Origin of the sequence: Flagellimonas sp. S3867, from assembly GCF_014698935.1 — a bacterium.
Lineage (GTDB): Bacteria > Bacteroidota > Bacteroidia > Flavobacteriales > Flavobacteriaceae > Flagellimonas.
Genome location: NZ_JACVMN010000001.1, coordinates 36,541 through 56,622 on the forward strand (window position 1 = coordinate 36,541; position 20,082 = coordinate 56,622).

Genomic DNA, 20,082 nt, shown 5'->3' on the forward strand with positions numbered 1-20,082 from the left:
CTATAGAAGACCCCTCGCTTTAATTTCTAGGTATTTATTGATGGTGTTAATGGTCAAATTTTCTGGTTTGGTCAAGATCGTTTGTATTCCATATTTACGAAGCTCATTCACGATGAGTTTTTTCTCATAAATAAATTTCTCCGCTATGGTCTGTTCAAAAATTTGATGAACCGTTTCCGCATTTTTAGCGGCAAATTCATTGAGCTCAGTATTCTCAAAAAAGATTACAACCAGCAAATGTTGTTTTGCAATAGCCTGAAGATAGGGAAGTTGCCTGTGCAAGGCATCCAAAGTTTCAAAATTAGAGTAGAGCAACAACAGGCTTCTCTGATTTAGATTTCGTTTTATATCAACATATAGTCTGCTGTAATCACTTTCCACAAAATTGGTCTCCAGGTTGTAAAGAGTTTCCAAAATGAGATTCATTTGGGAACTTCTTCGTTCAGCCACTACACGGTTTTCAATTGTATCACTGAAAGAGAACATTCCTGCTTTATCATGTTTTTTGAGCGCAATATTACTGATGACCAAGGTTGCGTTAATGGCATAATCCAAAAGACTCAGTTCGTTAAAGGGCATTTTCATGACGCGCCCTTTGTCTATGACCGAATACACAGGTTGGGATTTTTCATCCTGATATTGGTTGACCATCAGCTGGTTTTTCTTCGCAGTCGCTTTCCAATTTATATTGCGAATATCATCCCCTTGAACATACTCCTTGATCTGTTCAAATTCCATAGTATGTCCAATTCGCCTTATTTTTTTGAGTCCGTATTCATGCAATCTATTGGTGAAAGCAATAAGGTCGTATTTCTGAAGTTGAAGAAAAGAGGGGTATACCGGAACCTCTTGCGATTGGTCGAAACTATATTTTCTGGCAAGAAAACCTATGGGCGATATGGCAAAAACGTTTAAACTTCCAAAGGAATATACACCACGTTCCGTGGGCCTGAGTTGATAATCATATTTTTTTGACCCACCACTTGCAATATTACTACTAAGACCAAAGTCCCTTTTCTGAAATTGAAAGGGTATCTCATCAATAATTTTGATTGCGGTAGGAAATAGATAAGTATTCGAAATTTCCAATTGAATGGGGTTCTCATCCCCGTTGGAAAGTTTATCTGGAAGTATTCTGCGGCCAGCTAAACCTCCTTTTGATGCAAACAGCAATAAAAAATCAACAATAGTAAAGAGTATAAAAACAAAAAAAATCACTTTTACCGCTCCATAGATGTTGCTAAAAGTATAGGATAGCAGAAAAGCAACAATGATTGCCGTAAGGGCGACAAAAAATCGCTTTTTAAAATATGTCTGTTTAAAGATTCTTTTCAAGTCCAGCTTTTATCTTGGTATCTCAATACTTTCCACAATTTGATTTACAACTTGCTCCGCTGTTAATCCTTCCATTTCACGTTCAGGGGTCAAGATGATTCTATGCCCTAAAATAGGGCCTGCAACCTTTTTTATATCGTCTGGTGTAATAAAATCCCTACCGTTTATGGCAGCCAAGGCTTTTGACGCATTCATTATAGCAATGGAAGCCCTTGGGGACGCACCCAGATAAAGATTGGCATTGGTTCGGGTGTTGTCCACGATGGCGGCGATATATTTTAGAAGGTTCTTTTCTACAATAATTTCCTTAATGGTCTTTTGGTATTCTGCAATTTGTTTGGCGGATAATATGGAATTGATAAGATCTTCGGCTAGAGCGTTTTTCTGCTCATGTTTGCTTTCCAATATTTGGATTTCTTCCTCTAAACTTGGGTATTGTACATTGATCTTAAAAAGAAAACGGTCAAGCTGTGCTTCCGGAAGTCGGTATGTTCCTTCTTGCTCAATTGGGTTTTGGGTGGCAAAAACCAAAAAAGGCGGTTTCATATCATACTCCGTACCATCCATGGTAATTTGCCGTTCGGCCATGGCTTCGAACAATGCCGCTTGTGTCTTTGCTGGAGCACGGTTGATTTCATCAATCAGAATAATATTTGAAAACAAGGGTCCTTTCTTGAATTCAAACTCTGAAGTTTTCACATTGAATATGGAGGTGCCCAGAATATCACTGGGCATCAGATCAGGTGTAAACTGAATGCGACTAAAATCGACATTCATGGTTTTTGCCAGAAGTTTCGCGGTTACTGTTTTGGCAACTCCGGGAACTCCCTCTATCAATGAATGGCCATTGGCCAAAATTGAAATGATCAATAGTTCAACCATATCATGTTGACCAATAATGACCTTTCCCAATTCCGATTTTATCTGGGCAACAGCTTCTTGCAATTTGGTAAGATCTACTCTTTGGTTAAACTCCATTGCATCTTCTTGTGGTTCTTTTTCTTCCATTTGTTACTGCTTAAATGCGTTTATTTTTTTTGTGAGTTCAATACTTTCTCCCTCAGTATGTGATTTTTTGTTTTTTAAATGAACAATATACTCCATCAATTCCTTGGTTTCTTTAATTCCCTTTCCAGCTTTGGTCGCTAACATTTGAATGGTTTTTTCGTTAAGTTGACTTGTGTCGACATGATAGCGGTTTCTAATATGTGCCAAAAAATAATTCAGTTTTTTATGGATCAAATCGGTAAAATCTTTATTCTGGTGATAAAGGGAACCTACGGCCTGGGCAAATTCCACAGAAGAATTTTTTAAAGGTTCTATCACCGGGATAATTCGTTGTTCCCGTTTGGCTTTGAACAAAACAAAAATTAATAGTCCGACCATGGTAAGATAATACACCCACTTTAGGGCCTTTTGATTTAAAACAAATCGCATTGGCGAATTTATTACCACGCGTCCCGCTTTTTTGTAATTATCCCAATAAAGAAGGTCTTTGTCCTCCAGATAAGAAAACGTATAGGATACATAATCTTGGTTACCCTTGAGCATATAAAAATTTGAATAGGATACGGGAGTTGTATTCAGTATAAAATAGCCATCGCCAAATTTGGTCTTGATAAAATTGGGTTTAGTGACTTTTTGTGCAGGCTTGTCATCAACAAAATTATCTATAGTATATGTAATATGGCCTAAAATGGTAGTATTGGTTGAATCTACGCTGGTAAAATGTGAATTGAAGTTACCTCTTGTGAGTTCAAAACGCTCTTTACCGATTTTCTTGTTGGTTAAACTCAATACGCTGCTTCCTTCTTTTACCCCATATTCTGATTCAATAGCTATATTCAATGTATCCGTCAATTGCCATCCAAAACCTGTAGCGGCCATGAAAACTGTATTTCCGGTTGCAACATAATCTAGAATTTGATTGGTTTCCTGCTCATCCAAATTGATGTACTCATTGATAAAAATGTAATTGGAACTTATTGAAAAGTCGTTTTTGACCAAAGCATCATAAACACTTTCTTCAACAGTTGTGATTTCACTATTGCCGAACATCTCGGACAATTCACTGTAAAGTACATAACAGCCGAAGGGAATTTTATCCACTGCAGTATAGGATGGCCTCCAATTGATAGGTTTGGGCCTTACAATTTCGGTAATAATGATGCCGAGGACCACAAGGGAGAAAATCGCAACGACTATTTTTGATCGTTTATCCATCGATTATCGAATTAAACTATTTAGAGTTGCAAAATGTGAACTTGTTTTGGTATACCCCATCTCATCAATATGTTGTTCTCCATACCAAATGTATTCATACAGATAAGAAGCTTTTTGAAACTCAGTCTGCAACCTGGCTTCTCCAATTTCCTTTTGATAATCTAAATTGGTTTTCTCAAAATGCCATTCAATAATTTCTTTTTGGGATAAAAGTTTTAGAACCTTTAAGAACTGATACCGCACCGCAAGTCGGTAATCTTTGTTTTCAAGTGCTGATTTCATAAGAGAATCCAAATCCACGGCTTCAATATGTTGCTCTGAAAGGTCAATTTCCACAAGCGATTTGGCCTTTTTGGTGAAAATGGCATTGAATTTTTCATTGACGAACACCCGTATTAAAATAAAAATGACCAAAAGGCCCATTAAACCATAAATAATGTACTCTAATATTATTAGTGTGGTAGGAGAAATATCAATTCCAAAGGCACTTCCCAAAGCTTCCAACAACCATTTGAGAAATCGTGCGAGTAAATTTTGAGATTCACCTGTCTTTACATCATAATTGAATTCGTCACCAGTATATTTTTTACTTAAATCCTCATCCAAACTTCGCTCATAGAGGATAGATTCTTGATCAATAGGTATTGCTATTGAATCATTTTGACCAAACACTGTGACCATGGATAAAAGAAAAAATAAAGTGATGCTGTATTTTGCCACTAGTTGGATTGTCCTATTTGATCAATTTTACTTCTTGTGTTGATGTTATAGGTTTTCTCATGCAGCGCATAAAAAAGAATCCCATTTACAAACTGTGAAAGACATTGCGCATAAACCATTAAAATAAGCAAAAGGCATAATCCTAACGAATAAACAATAGTGGCAACTATTGAACTGGTTACATCTACTCCGCTATCCACTACATGAAAAGTATAGATACCAACTAAAATTCCTGGAATCAATATTATGATGAAAAAAAGGAGTCCATTGAGTAAACCAAGAATGAAATTGACTCCAATCGCTTTCCAAAAACTTTTACTGACAAGATTCCAGCCTTCACCAAAGGCATCGATTACTCCTTTGTTTTCACTCATCATGCTAAAAAAGGAAACTCCGATCCAAGCAGTCATAAAAAATTGGATGATATATTGGGCAAATATCCCCAATAAAGGAATAAAGGCGGAGATAATAGCTACGATCATGAAGACCAAATAAATAGGAATCAGTAGTAAAATGAAAAGTAGCGTGTTTCCGAACCTACTTTTGGTTAGTTCCCAAACCTCTTTTTTATCGAAGGCCATGCCTTTTTGCTCATCATACTTTACCAAATAGGAAGAACTAAGGCTAAAATTTAAGCCGGCTACCAAAATAAAGATGATAACAAACAAAACACTACCGGCAATAATATAAATCCAATAAGCGTCCTCATTAGTTTGGGCAGGTCCGGTCCCTAAAAAATTGCCCTCGGCGGCAATGAGTCCAACAAATCCTGAGACCAACAAATAACTCGTAATGAGCAAACCTATAAGGAAGACTCCATTATAGCTTAAGAAAACATTGGTGAACTTCTTTATGTTTTGTTTTAAAAAATCAAAATATACACTTAGAATATCGCCAAAATCGCGATTTGTTCTAAGTTCAATGTATTTGTCTTTCATATGTTCGATTAACTTTGATTGGGTATATGATGTAGTAATAAATTATTAAAAACAGGGAAGCTCCTATAATTGTAAACGCCAACCAGTTGGGCATATTGGAGTACCGAGTGATGAAACCTTCTATAAAACCCGCAATAATAAAAAAAGGAATTGTGCTTACAACCACTTTCAGTCCAGCTTTTGCACCTTTCATAAATGAAACCCGTCGTGAAAATGTCTTTGGAAATAAAATACTGTTGCCCATAATCAACCCTGCGCAGCCAGCAATAATTATAACGGATATCTCTATGGTACCATGCAACCAAATCTGTTTATTGGCCTCAAAAAAAACATCTTTGGTGTAAAAGAAAGTGATAAATGCACCCAACATTACACCATTGCTAAATAAAACATAAGCTGTTCCGATACTGGTAGCAACACCAAATGCAAAGGCCAAAAAGGCTACACGTATATTATTGATCGTAATTCCCAAAAACGTACCAATTTCACTTCCGCTTTTGTAAATGGCAGTGGGTTCTCCATTGGCAATGTTGTTTAAGGTTTCGTTTACATAAGCGTCTCCCAATATCAGTCGAACAAAGGAAGAATCATTCAATGCCGAAACACTCCCTATTGCCGAGGCGACCAAAAAAATTAGAAAAGCGATTCCTAATGTACGGTGATATTGTTTAAAGAACAGCGGAAACTCACGCACCCAAAAATCAACTATTCTATTTCCAGATTCTTTCTTGTTCTTATAAATTTTTTGATGCGCTTGAGAAGCCAATGAGTTCAGATACAATAAAGTCTTGCTTTGATCGTAATACGTTTGTGCATATGCAAGATCATTGGTCAGTTGAATGTAACCATCTACCAAGATATCTGGGTCGGTAGTGGAACTAAAGGAAAGCGCTTTTTCAAATGCAATCCATTTTTCCTTATTTTGTTTCACAAAGGCGGCCTCGCGCATAAATAGGAATTCGTTAAGTTAAAATTACGTTTATATGGGTAACCTCCAAATCAATACAACGCAAAATGTTAACCTGGATTATAAAATTGTAGGTATTGGAGAAAGAATTGTAGCGTTTATGATAGATGGGTTTATTCTATGGATATACGCTTTTTTGGTCAACATTATTGGTGATGCCCTTGGTTATATTTATGAAGATTCTTGGACCCAAAGAGGTTTGGTAGCACTTATCTTTTTACCCGCCATGTTTTATTCCCTTTTAATGCACAGTATTTTCAATGGGAGAACCGTTGGGAAAATGCTATTAAAAATGCGAGTGGTCCGATTGGATGGAACACCAGTACATTGGAGCAATTATCTTGTCCGCTGGATGCTTCGATTGGTGGATATTTGGATATTCTTGGGATCCATTGGAATATTGTCCATACTTTTCACTGAAAGAAGACAACGGGTGGGAGATGCCGCCGCTGGAACCGTGGTTATAAGTACAAAGAACAAAACCAAGGTTTCCCACACTATTCTGGAAGAGATCAATGAAGAATATACACCACAGTTCACTAATGTCACACTATTGACCGATAAAGACGTTAGATTGATAAAGGATACTTTCCTAATTGCAAGAAGAAGCAATGATTTCAAAACCTTAACCGCATTAAGAGTTAAAGTTGAGAGTATTTTGAACACTAAATCTAATCTATATGATGTCCAGTTTCTAGATACTGTTCTAAAAGATTACAATTACTATACCCAAAAAATGTAAAAATGTTTTACCAAACCATTGATATTTTAGGGACCGTGGCTTTTGCACTTTCAGGTGTACTTGTAGCCATGGAAAAGCGACTTGATTTGTTCGGGGTTTTGATCATAGCCTTTGTTACTGCAATTGGAGGAGGTACCTTACGCGATTTGCTCATTGGAAACACACCCGTAGTTTGGATGCGGGATTTGACTTACGTTTCAACAATTTTTATTACCGTTGTTTTTGGAATATTATTTGTTAACCAGCTTAAATATTTAAGAAAGTCACTGTTTCTATTTGATACGATTGGTATCGGATTATACACTATGGTCGGAATCGAAAAAGGGATTCAAGCCGGTCTTTCTCCGGTAATGTGTGTGGCTTTGGGTACAATGACAGCCAGTTTTGGTGGCGTACTCAGGGATATGCTTTGTAACGAAATCCCGGTGATTTTTAGAAAGGAGATTTATGCAACGGCCTGTATTGCAGGTGGATTCAGCTATTTTCTTTTTGTGAAGCTTCCCATACCCGAAGGGTATGCCTATGTTGCGGCAATTCTATTGGTGATTGCGTTGCGCATTTTAGCCGTCAAGTTTGATATTCGTCTGCCGAACATCTACAAAAAAGAAGTTTGATCAAAGCACTTCGGCCTTCAAGATATATATGTTTTGCCAAGGCCAATCCCCATCACCAACGGGCACATTGTTTATGGCATCGACCACATCCATTCCTTCAATGACCCTTCCGAAAGGTGTGTAAGAACCATCCAAATGGTAAGAGCCTGGTTTGGTGACCACAATAAAAAATTCATAAGGTGATGCTAATTTATGTGGATTGTTGCGTTCACTACTTGGCATCGAAATTGTACCGCGATGATGCTTGTATCCTTTCTTTGCATCTGGAGGAAGCAGATATCGACCTATCAATCTTCTTTTCTTCGAAGTTTCTTTGTCGTCCGAATTTCCACCTTGGATGATAAAATCCTTTACAACTCTATGAAATTGGGTATTGTTAAAATACCCTTTCCGCGCCAGATAGATGAAATTGGCTTTATGATAAGGTACATTATCATAAAGTTGAACCGTAAAACTCCCCATACTGGTCGTAAGTTTCACCTTGTCTTCCTTTACCTCTTTGGCATAATTAAAAAAGAAATCAATGGCATTTTCTTCAGTAAGAACAAATGCTTCTTCTTTTTTTTCTTCAAGAACAGCTTCATCCTTCGGAATTGAATCCGTCTTCGCAACTTTGTGCTCAACGTTGGGATTGTTCTTTTTGGAAGATTCACCACAGGAGACAAGAAAAAATAATAGTATACTTGTAATTAGAGCTGCTTGTTTTAAAAACATGGATTTTAAAGAATTTTATCAACAGGTTTTAAAAATAAAAAATCTACCACTACCCGGTGAGGATTCGCATCATAAAATGTCTCCGGCCATGCGTGCGCAATGGCTAAAATCCAATGAAATTCGCAAAATGAACCCGAAAAGGGCAGGAGTCATGGCCCTTTTTTACCCTGATCTGGATTTTGACACCAAGTTACTTCTGATATTGAGAAAAACATACAACGGAGTACATTCCAATCAGATTGGATTTCCGGGGGGAAAGGTGGAACCACAAGATAATGGACTTTTGGAAACCGCATTGCGTGAAACACATGAAGAAGTGGGTGTGCCCCCTGATGCTGTTGAGGTGGTAAAGGAGTTAAGCGAAGTGTACATTCCACCAAGTAATTTTATGGTAAGTCCATTTATTGGAATCTATCAAAATCCCCAACCTTTTAGTCTCCAAGAAACTGAGGTGGAGGACCTGGTCGAGGTTTATTTGAGAGATTTTTTGGACAAAACCAATCATATCGAAGAAAACCTGACAACTTCTTATGCAAAAAACATTAATGTACCTGCCTATAAACTAAATGGTTATACCGTTTGGGGGGCAACGGCCATGATGATGAGTGAAATCAAAGAACTTTTAGAACAGGTGCTTTAAAGGCTATTTTGTAAATTAGCCTCCTACGCATAAGGTATGGGGCTGTTTAAAGAAAATCCTTTTGGACATATTTTGTTTTTGAAACGATGGTTGATTCGAATTGCCGGGTCGTTTACACACCAGCGCTACAAGGGGTTTAATAAATTAGAAATTGAGGGCTCCCAAATTATTCGAGATCTACCCGAATCAAATGTACTTTTTGTAAGCAATCACCAGACCTATTTTGCCGATGTTGTGGCCATGTTCCATGTGTTCAATGCCAGTCTGAAGGGAAGAGATGATTCCATTAAAAATTTGGGCTACCTATGGAATCCCAAATTGAACATCTACTATGTAGCCGCGAAGGAGACCATGAAGCAAAGTGTTTTGGCAAAAATACTGGCCTATGCGGGCTCCATCAGTATTGAAAGAACTTGGCGAGCAGACGGACAAGATGTGAACAGACAGGTCAAGTTCAGTGATATCAGCAATATCGCCAAAGCCTTGGATGATGGCTGGGTAATCACTTTTCCGCAGGGTACAACTACCCCATGGAAACCATTACGAAAAGGGACCGCTCATATCATCAAACGATATAAACCTGTAGTAGTGCCGGTGGTCATAGATGGTTTTAGACGTTCGTTTGATAAAAAGGGACTTCGCGTCAAAAAGAAAGGGATATTACAATCTATGCATATAAAGCAGCCATTGGAAATAGATTATGAAAATGAATCTATTGAATCCATTTTGGAAAAGTTGGAATATGCCATTGAACAGCACCCATCTTTTTTAAAGGTTATTCCGAAGGAAGAACTGGCAGCCTACGAAGCCGAGCATCAAAAAAGAAGGTATAGCTATAAGGGGGATTAAACTTCCAGCTTTTGTAGTTCGTGATAGTTTCTTCGCAATTTTCTAGTAAGTAATCCGTAGAGTAAAAAGTAAATTCCTCCTAGAATCACTGTAAACAGTACACCAACAATTGCAAAGCTTGCCATGAAAATCCATTTAAGCTTTTCTGGAGGCGTTTCCGATAGTTTTTCTCCCATTTCAAAAGTCTCTGCAATATTGTCACTAAAATAAATACCCACAATTAACATGGCAAAGGTGAGCAACACCATGGATAATGAAAAAAGGACATAATACTTGACTGTTTTTCGGGTCTTCAGAATGTTTGAAGTAAGCTGTTTGGCATTGTCCAGCACCGAAATCTCTCTGTATCGTTTATAGAAAAGATAGATAAAATAAAAGATAACCAGATACTGTAAAATGCTTACTCCCAATATCACATTGGTTAGTTCCAGGTCTGAATAGATGCTCAAGTTATTCCGCATTGAGGGAATTAGATATAGCAAATGGGGAAGTATAAATTCAATAATACTGATGTAAAATATCCATTTGACAATTGATGAAGATTTTTTCCAGATCATCTGGTATATTTCATCAAACGACAGTTTTGGAAGGTGTTCATCCTTTTTCTGCCAGTCCTTTTTCAAGAATTCCAGTTCATCAACCATGCTCTAAGGATTTAATATGGTTCTTAATTTATTCTTTACTCTATTCATTTTTACTCTTGCGTTTACTTCGGTGATACCCAAAGTTTCCGAGATTTCTGCATAATCCTTGTCTTCCAAATACAAAAAGACCAAAGCTTTGTCAATATCGCCCAATTGCTTTATCGCATTATACATGAGTTTTAATTGTTTTTCTTCGGTATCATCATATTCGTCGCTCTTGATCTTAAAAATTACGGAATCGTAATCCTGGGTCTGTACCCTTTTCTTCGATTTTCGATAGAGGGTAATCGCCGTATTCAACGCTACCCGATACATCCAGGTACTGAATTTGGCATCTCCCCTAAACTTTGGATATGCTTTCCATAATTGTATAGTGATTTCCTGGAACAAATCGTTATGGGCATCTCGGTCATTGGTATATAGACTGCATACTTTGTGAACAATATTCTGATTGCTCTCAAGCTCCGTCACAAAACGATGTTCAAGTTCTTTATTCACTATGGTTGGTAAGTTTGCTGTATATGTGTTTAGAAAATGATTTTTGTTACAGCACTTTTTGGTAAATTCTTATTTTCTGTAATCCAAAGCAGGTGGCCTGTCTCCCAAAAGTGGAATATATTCGAAGTCTTCACCTCTTCGTTTTTCCAGTTCTGCCTTGGCTTCTTGGACTATTTTTGGATTCTCAAAAAGGTCCATTGCCGTAAGTGTAATTGCTTTTGCAGCGACCATCATACCCTTTGTGCCAATAGATGTTCCTCCGGCGGCAACAGCCTGCCAACTATGGGCCGGGGTTCCTGGAACCCAGGTTGCTGCACTCAAACCCACCGTTGGTACCGCAAAACTGACATCTCCCACATCTGTAGAGCCATAAGCTCTGGCCTTTTCTTTATAGGGTTGAATGCCAGTAGCTTTATCAATATCCAACTTTTTATACCCAAAACTTAAGGCAATTTTTTCTGCAAAAGCTTTTTCCTCATCGGTATAGGTTATGCCTCCTACTTCTGATAAATTGTCATGCATTAATTTTTGCAAAACAAGATTGGGTAAAAGTTCATGGGTTCCACCGATCATTTCATAATCCATGGTTGTTCCAGTTCCCAAAGCAGCACCTTCGGCCGCCTTTACCATACGATCAAAAATATCAATGACCACATCTCTTCTATTATGACGGGCGTAATAATATACTTCCGCAAAATTGGGGACAACATTGGGGGCTTTTCCACCATCCGTGATTACATAATGGATTCTGGCCTCTTGCGGAATATGTTCCCGCATCATATTTATCATTGCGTTCATGGCCTCAACACCATCCAACGCGGAACGACCCATCTGGGGTGCTCCGGCAGCATGGGCTGAGGTTCCATAAAATCGAAATTTAGCTGATTTGTTTGCCAAAGCAGCACCGGCACTTGCTGCATTCTGTGACCCTGGATGCCAGTGAAGCGCAACATCAACATCATTAAAAAGACCTTCGCGAACCATATAAACCTTTCCTGAACCGCCTTCCTCTGCAGGACATCCATAAAACCTGATCGTACCTTGTATTTTATTTGCTTTCATCCAATCTTTTACCGCAATGGCAGAAGCAGCCGATGCTGTACCAAAAAGATGGTGTCCACATGCATGCCCCGCTGCTTTATTGGCTGATTTTTTTTCAGCAACTGCTTGTTGTGACAAACCTGGTAAAGCATCATATTCCCCTAAAATGGCTATCACAGGAGATCCAGAACCATATTCGGCTATAAAAGCTGTGGGAATGCCAGCTACACCTTTTTCAATTGAAAAACCAGCATCTGAGAGCGTTTTTTGTAATAGTGCAGAACTTTTTTCTTCCAAATATCCCATTTCGGCAAGATTCCAAATTTGATGGGCGATGTCTCCATATTGCTGTGTTTGGGAGGTCAAATTCGCAAGAACGGCATTCTTGTTTTCCTGTGAAAAACCCAATAGCGGAGATAGTGCAATAATCCAAATAAAAAGGTGCGTTGGTCTCATGTCAGTTTGTTTTGTTAGTCAAGTCCTAAATATACTAAAAAAAGCCGTCCCAAAAGTCCATTTCCCAGCATGGGAATGCGTAAATTTGTATACATGTCGAGCATGAATATTCCGCAATCAAGTCTTCCCCGAATCATCATTATTGGAGGTGGTTTTGGAGGTATAGCTTTAGCAAAGAAATTGTCCAAAAAAGAAATACAGGTGGTGTTATTGGACAAGCACAATTATCATACATTCCAACCCTTATTATATCAAGTTTCCACTGGTGGATTAGAGCCGGATTCTATCGCCTATCCCATTCGAAAGGTGTTACAAGGGTACCCCAATTTTTATTTTCGATTGGCCGAAGTTTTGCAGGTTGATACAGAAAACAGGAAAATAGCGACCAATATTGGTGATATTGGCTATGATTATCTAGTGGTTGCCACCGGGTCGGAGACAAATTACTTTGGTAATAAAAATATTGAGGAAAAGGGGATGGCCATGAAAACCATTCCGCAGTCGTTGAACCTTCGGAGTCTTATTCTTGAAAATTTTGAACAAGCTTTACTTACCGATGACTTGCATGAACGGGACGCATTAATGAATTTTGTAATAGTTGGAGGAGGACCCACGGGTGTGGAATTGGCAGGAGCTTTAGCCGAAATAAAGAAAGGAATTTTACCCAAAGATTATCCTGATTTGGATACGCGAAGAGCTCAAATAAATTTGATCCAAGGGAGTGATAGAATTCTTCCCGCCATGAGTGAAATAGCATCCAGCAAAGCTGAACGGTTTTTGGAAAAATTGGGCGTAAATGTTTGGAAGGATATTAGGGTAACGGATTATAATGGGAAACATGTTGCCACCGATGGTGATATCTCTTTTGAGTCGGCCACATTGGTCTGGGCCGCGGGTGTACAAGCAGTTTGTCTTGATGGATTAAACGCCAAGGAATTTCTTTGCAAAGGCAATCGGTTAAAAGTGAATCGATTCAATCAAGTGGAAGGATTTAAAGAAATCTTTGCTGTTGGTGATGTGGCGCAAATGGAGACAGAAACCTTTCCAGATGGGCATCCCATGATGGCACAACCCGCAATTCAACAAGGTGAAAACCTGGGCCAGAATTTAGTACGATTGATAGAGAAAAAGCCATTAAAACCCTTTACCTATAAAGATAAAGGCAATATGGCAACGGTGGGAAGAAATAAAGCGGTTTGCGATTTGCCTAGGTTCAAGTTTCAAGGAGTTTTTGCCTGGTACATTTGGATGTTTGTACATCTTTACTTCTTAATCGGTTTTCGAAATAGGGTAGTGGTCTTTATTAACTGGGTGTACAATTATATCCGATTTGACCGGGAGGCTAGACTTATTATCCGACCATTCAAAAAAGAATATCAGACATCTAAAGAAAAGGAAACAGTCAGTTAAAATCTTCAGCGGATAACTCCTATCTTCTCGGGTGATAAGCGTTTAGCACATCCGCCAAATGCTTACGATTCACATGCATGTATATTTCCGTTGTGGTAATGCTGGAATGCCCCAACATTTGTTGAATGGCCCTTAAATCTGCCCCATTTTCTAAAAGATGGGTTGCAAAAGAGTGTCGGAACGTGTGTGGACTTATATTTTTTTTCTGACCGATTTTTTCCGCCAATTGTTTTATTATGGTAAAAATCATTGCCCTGCTGAGTTGCTTCCCTCTTCTATTCAGAAACAAAAAATCTTGATGCTCCTTTTGAATGGGTAAATGAACCCTTATTTCATTCCTGTAAATGTTGATGTATTTTCTATTTACGGTGCTAATGGGAACAAAGCGTTGTTTGTTTCCCTTACCGGTAACCTTAATAAAATCCTCATCAAAGAAAAGGTCGGAAAGTTTTAAACCGATCAGTTCGGATACCCGGAGACCACAACCATATAAGGTTTCCAAAATAGCCCGATTGCGTTCACCTTCGGGTTTAGAAAGGTCAATTGCGTTGATTAGGTCATTTATTTCATCAATGGAGAGCGTATCAGGCAATTTTCTGCCAATTTTTGGAGTCTCAATTAAGTCCATGGGATTATCATCACGATAATCTTCAAAAACCAAATAATTAAAAAATCCTTTTAAAGCTGAAATGACTCTTGCCTGAGAACGAGGGTTCACCGTTTTTGCAATGGAATAAATAAATTCTTGTATTGTTTCTTGTTGAATTTGGACAGGAGAATCTCCTATTTCATAGGAGTCTAGGTAGTCCATAAGTTTTTTGAGGTCTAAAGAATAACTGGAAATGGAATTGTCGGAAAGTCCACGCTCTATTTTTAAATAATGTTGGTAATCCTGTAAAGCCTGTTTCCAGTTCATGGTTTAAAGATAGCTACAAATATTTTTCTGTTGTGAGCCAAAATATACCATTTGGTCAATTGATATAGCACTTTGGTCAAGTGGGACCAAGCCTAAAAAAATGATTTAAATAGATTCACAACCTGTTTTTGAATAATTGTGCTGACCATGGATTTTTACCAATGTTCAATACTTTATTTGGTTAGGTCACGTTTACCTTTTGGTAAATTTTAACAATTATGAAGAAAATAGTACTAACGATCATTACTGTATTAGCGATAAATCTGTCCATGTCTGCCCAAGACCGGAGCAATATTAAGGCAGGTTTTAATGCGGGCGTTCCCGTTGGGGATGCTGCCGATATTTCCAGTTTTAGTATTGGATTGGATTTTAATTATCATTGGGGTGTTTCAGAATTACTGGATGTGGGTATTGCCGCTGGCTTTATAAATGCATTTGGTGATACTAACGAAGCATCTGGAGGAGGAATTACCATTCAAACAGAGTTTGAGGATTTTCAATTTCTACCAGTGGCTGCTTCTGTTCGAATATACCCGACCTATAGCTTCAAGTTTGGAGCGGATGCTGGATATGCAGTGGGTATAAATGCTGGTAACGAAGGTGGACTATATTACAGACCGGTAATTGGCTACAATATCACCGGAAATACCGAATTGAATGTCTCTTACATTGCAGTTAGCAATGATGGAACATTTTCCATTGCAACCGTTGGGATTTTGTTTTTATTCTAACAAAGCATAACGGACAGATTGAATACAGTTTTATGAGTTGGTTAAAGAAAAGTTTTGGTTAAAATGACCAAAACTCTCAAATCAGTAATTAATAACCATAAATACTCATAAAATGAAAAAATTATTATTTGCATTCACCATTCTTCTTTTCTTTGGAACAGCGGCTAAGGCGCAAACCAGTTATAAGTTTGCTTTGGGACTTGGTGTTGATACGGCACTTGAGGGAGCTACCTTTGTTGGAGCAACCGGCAAGTACTTTTTTTCCTCAAACCATGTTGGTCAGGCCGATCTTGGTTTTGAGGACAAAGCTACCATAATTACCGCCTTATATTCTTATCACAAACAAATTAAGGGTGCATCTGGATTAAGATGGTATACCGGTGCAGGGCCGAGTATTGTTCTGGTGGATGGTTTTGATAACGTGTTTGCCTTAAGACCCCATTTAGGACTCGATTTTAAGATTAATGGGGTGCCTTTTGTTGCTAATTTTGATTGGAGACCTTCAATCGTGCTTAGTGATGGTTTTGATAATGAAGTTGGGGCGTTCGGTTTAGGCCTTCAGTTTGCTTTTAAATAGAAGAGCAACTAAAAAATATTGAAAAGGACGGATATTTCCGTCCTTTTCTTTTTGTTGTATTTTTAACGCATGAAACTGATGATAATCAACGGACCCAATCTAAACCTCTTGGGCAAACGAGAGCCAGAAGTATATGGCAGCACAACTTTCGATGACTATTTTGCCCAATTACAGCAAAAATTTCCTCAGGCCCAACTGGAATATTTTCAATCCAATATTGAAGGAGAATTGATAGATAAAATTCAGGAGGTAGGCTTTGACTATGAAGGTATTGTTTTGAATGCCGCTTCATATACCCACACTTCCGTTGGAATTGGTGATGCAGTTAAGGCTGTAAATACTCCCGTAGTGGAAGTTCATATATCCAATACCCACAAAAGGGAAGATTTTAGACATGTTTCCTACATTTCTTCAGGGGCGAAAGGCGTTATTTTGGGATTTGGCCTTCAAAGCTATGATTTGGCCATTCAAAGTTTTATGTAATCAGTTTGACCTTGGAGATTGACCTTTATATCTGTGCTTTTGATGGATCTATTTATAGGCTAGTTGAAAATTAAGCTGTACTTCCTTTTAAATATTTCTTATCCACGTAAAACGTTCCAAAAGGCAATAGGGAGGCTACAAAAAGTATTATAAAACGCTTGATGCCCCATTTGCGTTGCCAACAAAAAATCAAAGCTAAGAGCACATATGCAATAAAAAGTCCTCCGTGAATGTATCCGACAACTTTATTGGGTTCCAAAATGTCTGCCCAATACTTTAAGGGCATGGTAAACCCAAATAATAAGAGGTACGATATTCCTTCAAGAATTGCGGTTGATCTAAATAATTTCAGCACGTGTTTCTATAAATGGATTACTTCATCATAGGCGTCGGCAACTGCCTCCATCACCGCTTCACTCATTGTAGGATGGGGGTGAACGGCCTTTAGAACTTCATGACCGGTGGTTTCCAATTTTCTCGCGACCACAGCTTCGGCAATCATGTCGGTAACACCAACACCGATCATATGACAGCCCAACCACTCTCCATATTTAGCATCGAAGATTACTTTAACAAATCCATCTGGAGTTCCAGAAGCTTTTGCTTTACCACTTGCTGAAAAAGGAAATTTACCCACTTTTAAATCGTAGCCCTGCTCTTTGGCCTGTTTTTCGGTAAGTCCAACAGAGGCTACCTCGGGTATACAATAGGTACAACCCGGAATATTGCCATAATCCAATGCTTCCACATGCATTCCGGCTATTTTTTCAACACAAAGAATACCTTCTGCAGATGCAACATGGGCCAAAGCTTGGCCGGGAGTCACATCGCCAATGGCATAATATCCTGGAATATTGGTTTGATAGTAATCGTTGACCAAAATTTTATCCCTATCCACCGCGATGCCAACATCTTCCAAGCCAATATTTTCAATATTGGTCTTGATACCGACAGCGGAAAGCAGAATATCGGCTTCCAATACTTCTTCTCCTTTGGAGGTTTTGACAGTAGCTTTTACGCCATCACCTGATGTATCTACATGGGTTACTTCTGCTGAAGTCTTGATTTTCACCCCTGCTTTTTTGAAACTTCTTTCCAACTGTTTGGAAACATCTTCGTCCTCCACAGGAACGATATTGGGCAAATATTCAACAACGGTAACTTCAGTGCCCATTGAATTGTAGAAATAAGCAAATTCAATTCCAATGGCACCACTTCCCACAACTATCATTTTCTTGGGTTGTTTTTCCAAGGACATTGCTTCCCGATAGCCGATCACTTTTTTTCCATCTTGTGGAAGGCTTGGCAATTCCCTGCTTCGTGCGCCAGTGGCAATAATAATATGATCAGCTGTGTACTCGGCGGGATCTCCATGTTCTCCCTTCACCACTACTTTTTTGCCGGGTTGAATTTTCCCATAGCCATTGAGGACCTCAATTTTATTTTTTTTCATCAAAAACTGAATTCCTTTGCTCATTCCATCGGCTACCCCACGACTTCTTTTGATTACAGCATCAAAGTCATGCTCTACCTTTTTGGCGCTCAAACCATAATCTTCAGCATGTTTTAGGTATTCAAAAACTTGAGCTGATTTCAATAGGGCCTTTGTTGGGATACAGCCCCAATTTAGACACACACCTCCCAAACTTTCCTTTTCTACAATAGCTGTTTTGAATCCAAGTTGCGCGGCTCTAATCGCTGTTACATATCCACCCGGACCACTACCCAAAACAATTACATCGAAGTTGCTCATTAGTTTTTGATTTTAGCTGTTAAAAATGAAGTGCAAAAGTACGTAATTCGATGGGCAAATACCAAGGTTTGGTCATGCAGAATTGGAACTGCCAAACATCTTTTTGTTGAAATCCTCGGAACCTCCTTTAGGAACGGACAGGGAGACCCAATCATTTCCCTTAATCATTCGACCAACAAATGCTATTTGTCCTATATGACTGGCATAATGGGCCAATTGTCTATTTACAGCCTCAACTAGGGTATGTTCCTCAGCCCTTATATGGACCTTGGATTCAAAATTTGTTGAATTAACACTTTCCAAGGCATCAAATAGGCATTTCCACCCCTTTTCCCAGGCTTCCAACATTTCGGTTTTGGAGCCATATTCGCCTTCAAACTCCGTATCGCGGTTGCGCCATGTTTTTTCACCGTCTTCGGTCAAAAAGTTGGTCCATCGGCTCAGCATATTCCCGACGATATGTTTTACAATTATGGAAATGGAATTATCGGTTTCCTTGTATTTCCACCTGATTTCTTCTTCGGAAAGTTGGGCGAATGTTTTTTCTCCCATCGTTTTATAGCGACAGAACTCGAATACTGCGCTTTTTAGGTAATTTTCTTGAAAATTCATTCTTCTTCTGGGTCAAAACCAATGCTAATGGAGTTGATGCAATACCGCTGCCCTGTGGTTTCCTGTGGACCATCGTTAAATACATGCCCTAGATGGCCACCACAATTGGCACAGATTGTTTCTGTACGAATCATGCCGTGGGAGGTATCCCTGATATATTCAATGGCACCCTCAACGGCTTGGTCAAATGATGGCCAGCCGCAACCACTTTCAAATTTGTGATCACTTTCAAAAAGTTTGGCGTTGCAGGCCCTACAATGATAATCCCCGTTTTCAAAATGCAGGTTGTATTGACCGGTATGGGGTCTTTCCGTACCTTTTTGACGAAGCACGTAGTATTCTTCCGGTGAAAGCTCTTGTTTCCACTCAGCTTCCGTTTTTTCGATATCGTATTTTTTGTCCATTTACATCTTGTTTAATTCGTTTTCAACCAATTTAGAACAGGAATCCATTATATATTTCAAATAACCCATGGTACCATTTATGGAGCTCAAGTTATCTTGGGCAATTTTGATTCGATCAATCAATTCCGGTTGTTCTAAAAAAGCTTCACTATTGATAGGTCTGCTTACCAACTTCCAGCTTCCATTAGCCAATTGAATTGATATTCTCTTCCATAATGCATTATGCAAGTCCAATTGATATTTTTTGTTATACTCGAACTCGTCCACCGAGTTAAAGAATTTTTCAGCTCGGGGAAAATGGTGTTCATAAAACACAATTAATCCTTGCCTGAGCGAATCGTTGGAAACTTTGTCCAAGCCCACTGATTTGATAGCTTCGTAACCACCTTTATTATAATTGAACTGAACTCCGAAAGACATTTTAGTATATGATTTTAACAACACGGTATCGGGATAGGTTTGTTCAGAAGCAATCATTTGAAGTAATTCTTGAATACCTTCTTGTTTCATTGAAGCCCTTTCTTGCATTATTTCATAAACTTCCAAGTCTGATGTTAGTGCACTGCGTACCTCTTTGAGCATGGTTTTTTCAAAATTTCTGTCCAATTGGTTTTGGTTCCAATTGTTGATTTGCAGAGCAATCAAAATACCAATTACCACAAGGATAATCTCACCAAATGCGTAAAGTAAATATTTGGAAATCCGGTTTTCTGAAAGTAATCGTTTCCGAATTTTTCTAAAGAAATTGATCATGGTCGGTTATTTTGAGCTTTTGATTCCCCAAGATAGCAAATACCACAATTTGATTGCCATTT

24 protein-coding genes are annotated in these 20,082 nt (G+C 38.5%); 8 read left to right on the forward strand and 16 right to left on the reverse strand.

Translation table 11 applies throughout. The features are described from left to right. The 6 genes from IAG46_RS00165 to IAG46_RS00190 are packed head-to-tail and all read right to left on the reverse strand — an operon-like array spanning position 1 to position 6,165. Positions 1-1,335 (reverse strand): DUF58 domain-containing protein, encoded by a 1,335-nt coding sequence (locus IAG46_RS00165; RefSeq protein WP_190808302.1) that lies wholly within the window; start codon positions 1,333-1,335, stop codon positions 1-3. Positions 1,336-1,344: 9 nt separating this feature from the next. Beyond that, a complete protein-coding gene (locus IAG46_RS00170) occupies positions 1,345-2,343 on the reverse strand; it encodes a MoxR family ATPase (protein WP_190808303.1) in 999 nt (332 codons plus the stop codon). Between the two features lie 3 nt (positions 2,344-2,346). Then, entirely contained in the window at positions 2,347-3,558 is a 1,212-nt protein-coding gene (locus IAG46_RS00175) for a DUF4350 domain-containing protein (protein WP_190808304.1), read from the reverse strand. A 3-nt stretch (positions 3,559-3,561) separates the two neighbouring features. Next, positions 3,562-4,239: a hypothetical protein gene (locus IAG46_RS00180; protein WP_190808305.1), complete on the reverse strand. Its 678-nt coding sequence runs from the start codon at positions 4,237-4,239 to the stop codon at positions 3,562-3,564. A gap of 38 nt (positions 4,240-4,277) precedes the next feature. Next, a complete protein-coding gene (locus IAG46_RS00185) occupies positions 4,278-5,216 on the reverse strand; it encodes a hypothetical protein (RefSeq protein ID WP_190808306.1) in 939 nt (312 codons plus the stop codon). Further along, the gene (locus tag IAG46_RS00190; RefSeq protein WP_190808307.1) at positions 5,197-6,165 is read right to left on the reverse strand and encodes a stage II sporulation protein M; all 969 of its coding nucleotides are present in this window, start codon (positions 6,163-6,165) and stop codon (positions 5,197-5,199) included. Before IAG46_RS00190 ends, IAG46_RS00185 begins: the two co-directional genes overlap by 20 nt. Before the next feature lie 34 nt (positions 6,166-6,199). Between IAG46_RS00190 and IAG46_RS00195 the strand changes: the two genes are divergently transcribed. Both IAG46_RS00195 and IAG46_RS00200 read left to right on the forward strand, forming a co-directional pair. Next, on the forward strand, positions 6,200-6,925 hold the full coding sequence (locus IAG46_RS00195) for an RDD family protein (RefSeq protein ID WP_190808308.1): 726 nt from the start codon (positions 6,200-6,202) through the stop codon (positions 6,923-6,925). Between the two features lie 2 nt (positions 6,926-6,927). Further along, positions 6,928-7,539 (forward strand): trimeric intracellular cation channel family protein, encoded by a 612-nt coding sequence (locus tag IAG46_RS00200; RefSeq protein WP_190808309.1) that lies wholly within the window; start codon positions 6,928-6,930, stop codon positions 7,537-7,539. Here IAG46_RS00200 and IAG46_RS00205 read toward each other — a convergent pair whose 3' ends face one another. After that, complete coding sequence (locus IAG46_RS00205) at positions 7,540-8,253, reverse strand: peptidylprolyl isomerase (RefSeq protein WP_190808310.1); 714 nt, start codon at positions 8,251-8,253, stop codon at positions 7,540-7,542. Between IAG46_RS00205 and IAG46_RS00210 the strand changes: the two genes are divergently transcribed. Together IAG46_RS00210 and IAG46_RS00215 are read left to right on the forward strand one after the other, a co-directional pair. Continuing rightward, positions 8,252-8,893, forward strand: coding sequence for a CoA pyrophosphatase (locus tag IAG46_RS00210; RefSeq protein ID WP_190808311.1), 642 nt, complete (start codon positions 8,252-8,254; stop codon positions 8,891-8,893). The genes IAG46_RS00205 and IAG46_RS00210 overlap by 2 nt on opposite strands. 36 nt (positions 8,894-8,929) lie before the next feature. Then, positions 8,930-9,742, forward strand: a complete 813-nt coding sequence (locus IAG46_RS00215; RefSeq protein ID WP_190808312.1) for a 1-acyl-sn-glycerol-3-phosphate acyltransferase — start codon at positions 8,930-8,932, stop codon at positions 9,740-9,742. On the opposite strand, the gene IAG46_RS00220 is transcribed toward IAG46_RS00215, so the two are convergent. From IAG46_RS00220 to IAG46_RS00230, 3 genes are all read right to left on the reverse strand, one after another. Next, on the reverse strand, positions 9,739-10,386 hold the full coding sequence (locus tag IAG46_RS00220) for a hypothetical protein (protein ID WP_190808313.1): 648 nt from the start codon (positions 10,384-10,386) through the stop codon (positions 9,739-9,741). The genes IAG46_RS00215 and IAG46_RS00220 overlap by 4 nt on opposite strands. Before the next feature lie 3 nt (positions 10,387-10,389). Further along, a complete protein-coding gene (locus tag IAG46_RS00225) occupies positions 10,390-10,884 on the reverse strand; it encodes a sigma-70 family RNA polymerase sigma factor (RefSeq protein ID WP_190808314.1) in 495 nt (164 codons plus the stop codon). A 69-nt stretch (positions 10,885-10,953) separates the two neighbouring features. Next, positions 10,954-12,381, reverse strand: a complete 1,428-nt coding sequence (locus IAG46_RS00230) for an amidohydrolase (RefSeq protein WP_190808315.1) — start codon at positions 12,379-12,381, stop codon at positions 10,954-10,956. A 102-nt stretch (positions 12,382-12,483) separates the two neighbouring features. On the opposite strand from IAG46_RS00230, the gene IAG46_RS00235 reads away from it, so the two are divergent. Further along, a complete protein-coding gene (locus IAG46_RS00235) occupies positions 12,484-13,791 on the forward strand; it encodes an NAD(P)/FAD-dependent oxidoreductase (RefSeq protein ID WP_190809715.1) in 1,308 nt (435 codons plus the stop codon). Between the two features lie 19 nt (positions 13,792-13,810). On the opposite strand, the gene xerD is transcribed toward IAG46_RS00235, so the two are convergent. Continuing rightward, positions 13,811-14,707 carry a site-specific tyrosine recombinase XerD gene (gene xerD, locus IAG46_RS00240; protein WP_190808316.1) on the reverse strand — a complete coding sequence of 299 codons (897 nt, stop codon included), beginning with the start codon at positions 14,705-14,707 and terminating at the stop codon, positions 13,811-13,813. Between the two features lie 218 nt (positions 14,708-14,925). Between xerD and IAG46_RS00245 the strand changes: the two genes are divergently transcribed. From IAG46_RS00245 to aroQ, 3 genes are all read left to right on the forward strand, one after another. Then, the gene (locus tag IAG46_RS00245) at positions 14,926-15,438 is read left to right on the forward strand and encodes a hypothetical protein (protein WP_190808317.1); all 513 of its coding nucleotides are present in this window, start codon (positions 14,926-14,928) and stop codon (positions 15,436-15,438) included. A 112-nt stretch (positions 15,439-15,550) separates the two neighbouring features. Continuing rightward, positions 15,551-16,015 (forward strand): hypothetical protein, encoded by a 465-nt coding sequence (locus tag IAG46_RS00250; protein WP_190808318.1) that lies wholly within the window; start codon positions 15,551-15,553, stop codon positions 16,013-16,015. A 69-nt stretch (positions 16,016-16,084) separates the two neighbouring features. Further along, entirely contained in the window at positions 16,085-16,498 is a 414-nt protein-coding gene (aroQ, locus tag IAG46_RS00255; protein ID WP_190808319.1) for a type II 3-dehydroquinate dehydratase, read from the forward strand. A gap of 70 nt (positions 16,499-16,568) precedes the next feature. On the opposite strand, the gene IAG46_RS00260 is transcribed toward aroQ, so the two are convergent. From IAG46_RS00260 to IAG46_RS00280, 5 genes are all read right to left on the reverse strand, one after another. After that, complete coding sequence (locus IAG46_RS00260) at positions 16,569-16,853, reverse strand: DUF3817 domain-containing protein (RefSeq protein WP_190808320.1); 285 nt, start codon at positions 16,851-16,853, stop codon at positions 16,569-16,571. Positions 16,854-16,859: 6 nt separating this feature from the next. Further along, positions 16,860-18,251, reverse strand: coding sequence for a dihydrolipoyl dehydrogenase (gene lpdA, locus IAG46_RS00265; protein WP_190808321.1), 1,392 nt, complete (start codon positions 18,249-18,251; stop codon positions 16,860-16,862). Between the two features lie 72 nt (positions 18,252-18,323). Continuing rightward, positions 18,324-18,863, reverse strand: a complete 540-nt coding sequence (locus IAG46_RS00270; protein ID WP_190808322.1) for a DUF1572 family protein — start codon at positions 18,861-18,863, stop codon at positions 18,324-18,326. Beyond that, the gene (gene msrB, locus IAG46_RS00275; RefSeq protein WP_190808323.1) at positions 18,860-19,267 is read right to left on the reverse strand and encodes a peptide-methionine (R)-S-oxide reductase MsrB; all 408 of its coding nucleotides are present in this window, start codon (positions 19,265-19,267) and stop codon (positions 18,860-18,862) included. The genes IAG46_RS00270 and msrB overlap by 4 nt, the downstream gene beginning before the upstream one ends. Further along, positions 19,268-20,020, reverse strand: a complete 753-nt coding sequence (locus IAG46_RS00280) for a DUF6090 family protein (protein WP_190808324.1) — start codon at positions 20,018-20,020, stop codon at positions 19,268-19,270. Between the last annotated feature and the right edge of the window lie 62 nt (positions 20,021-20,082).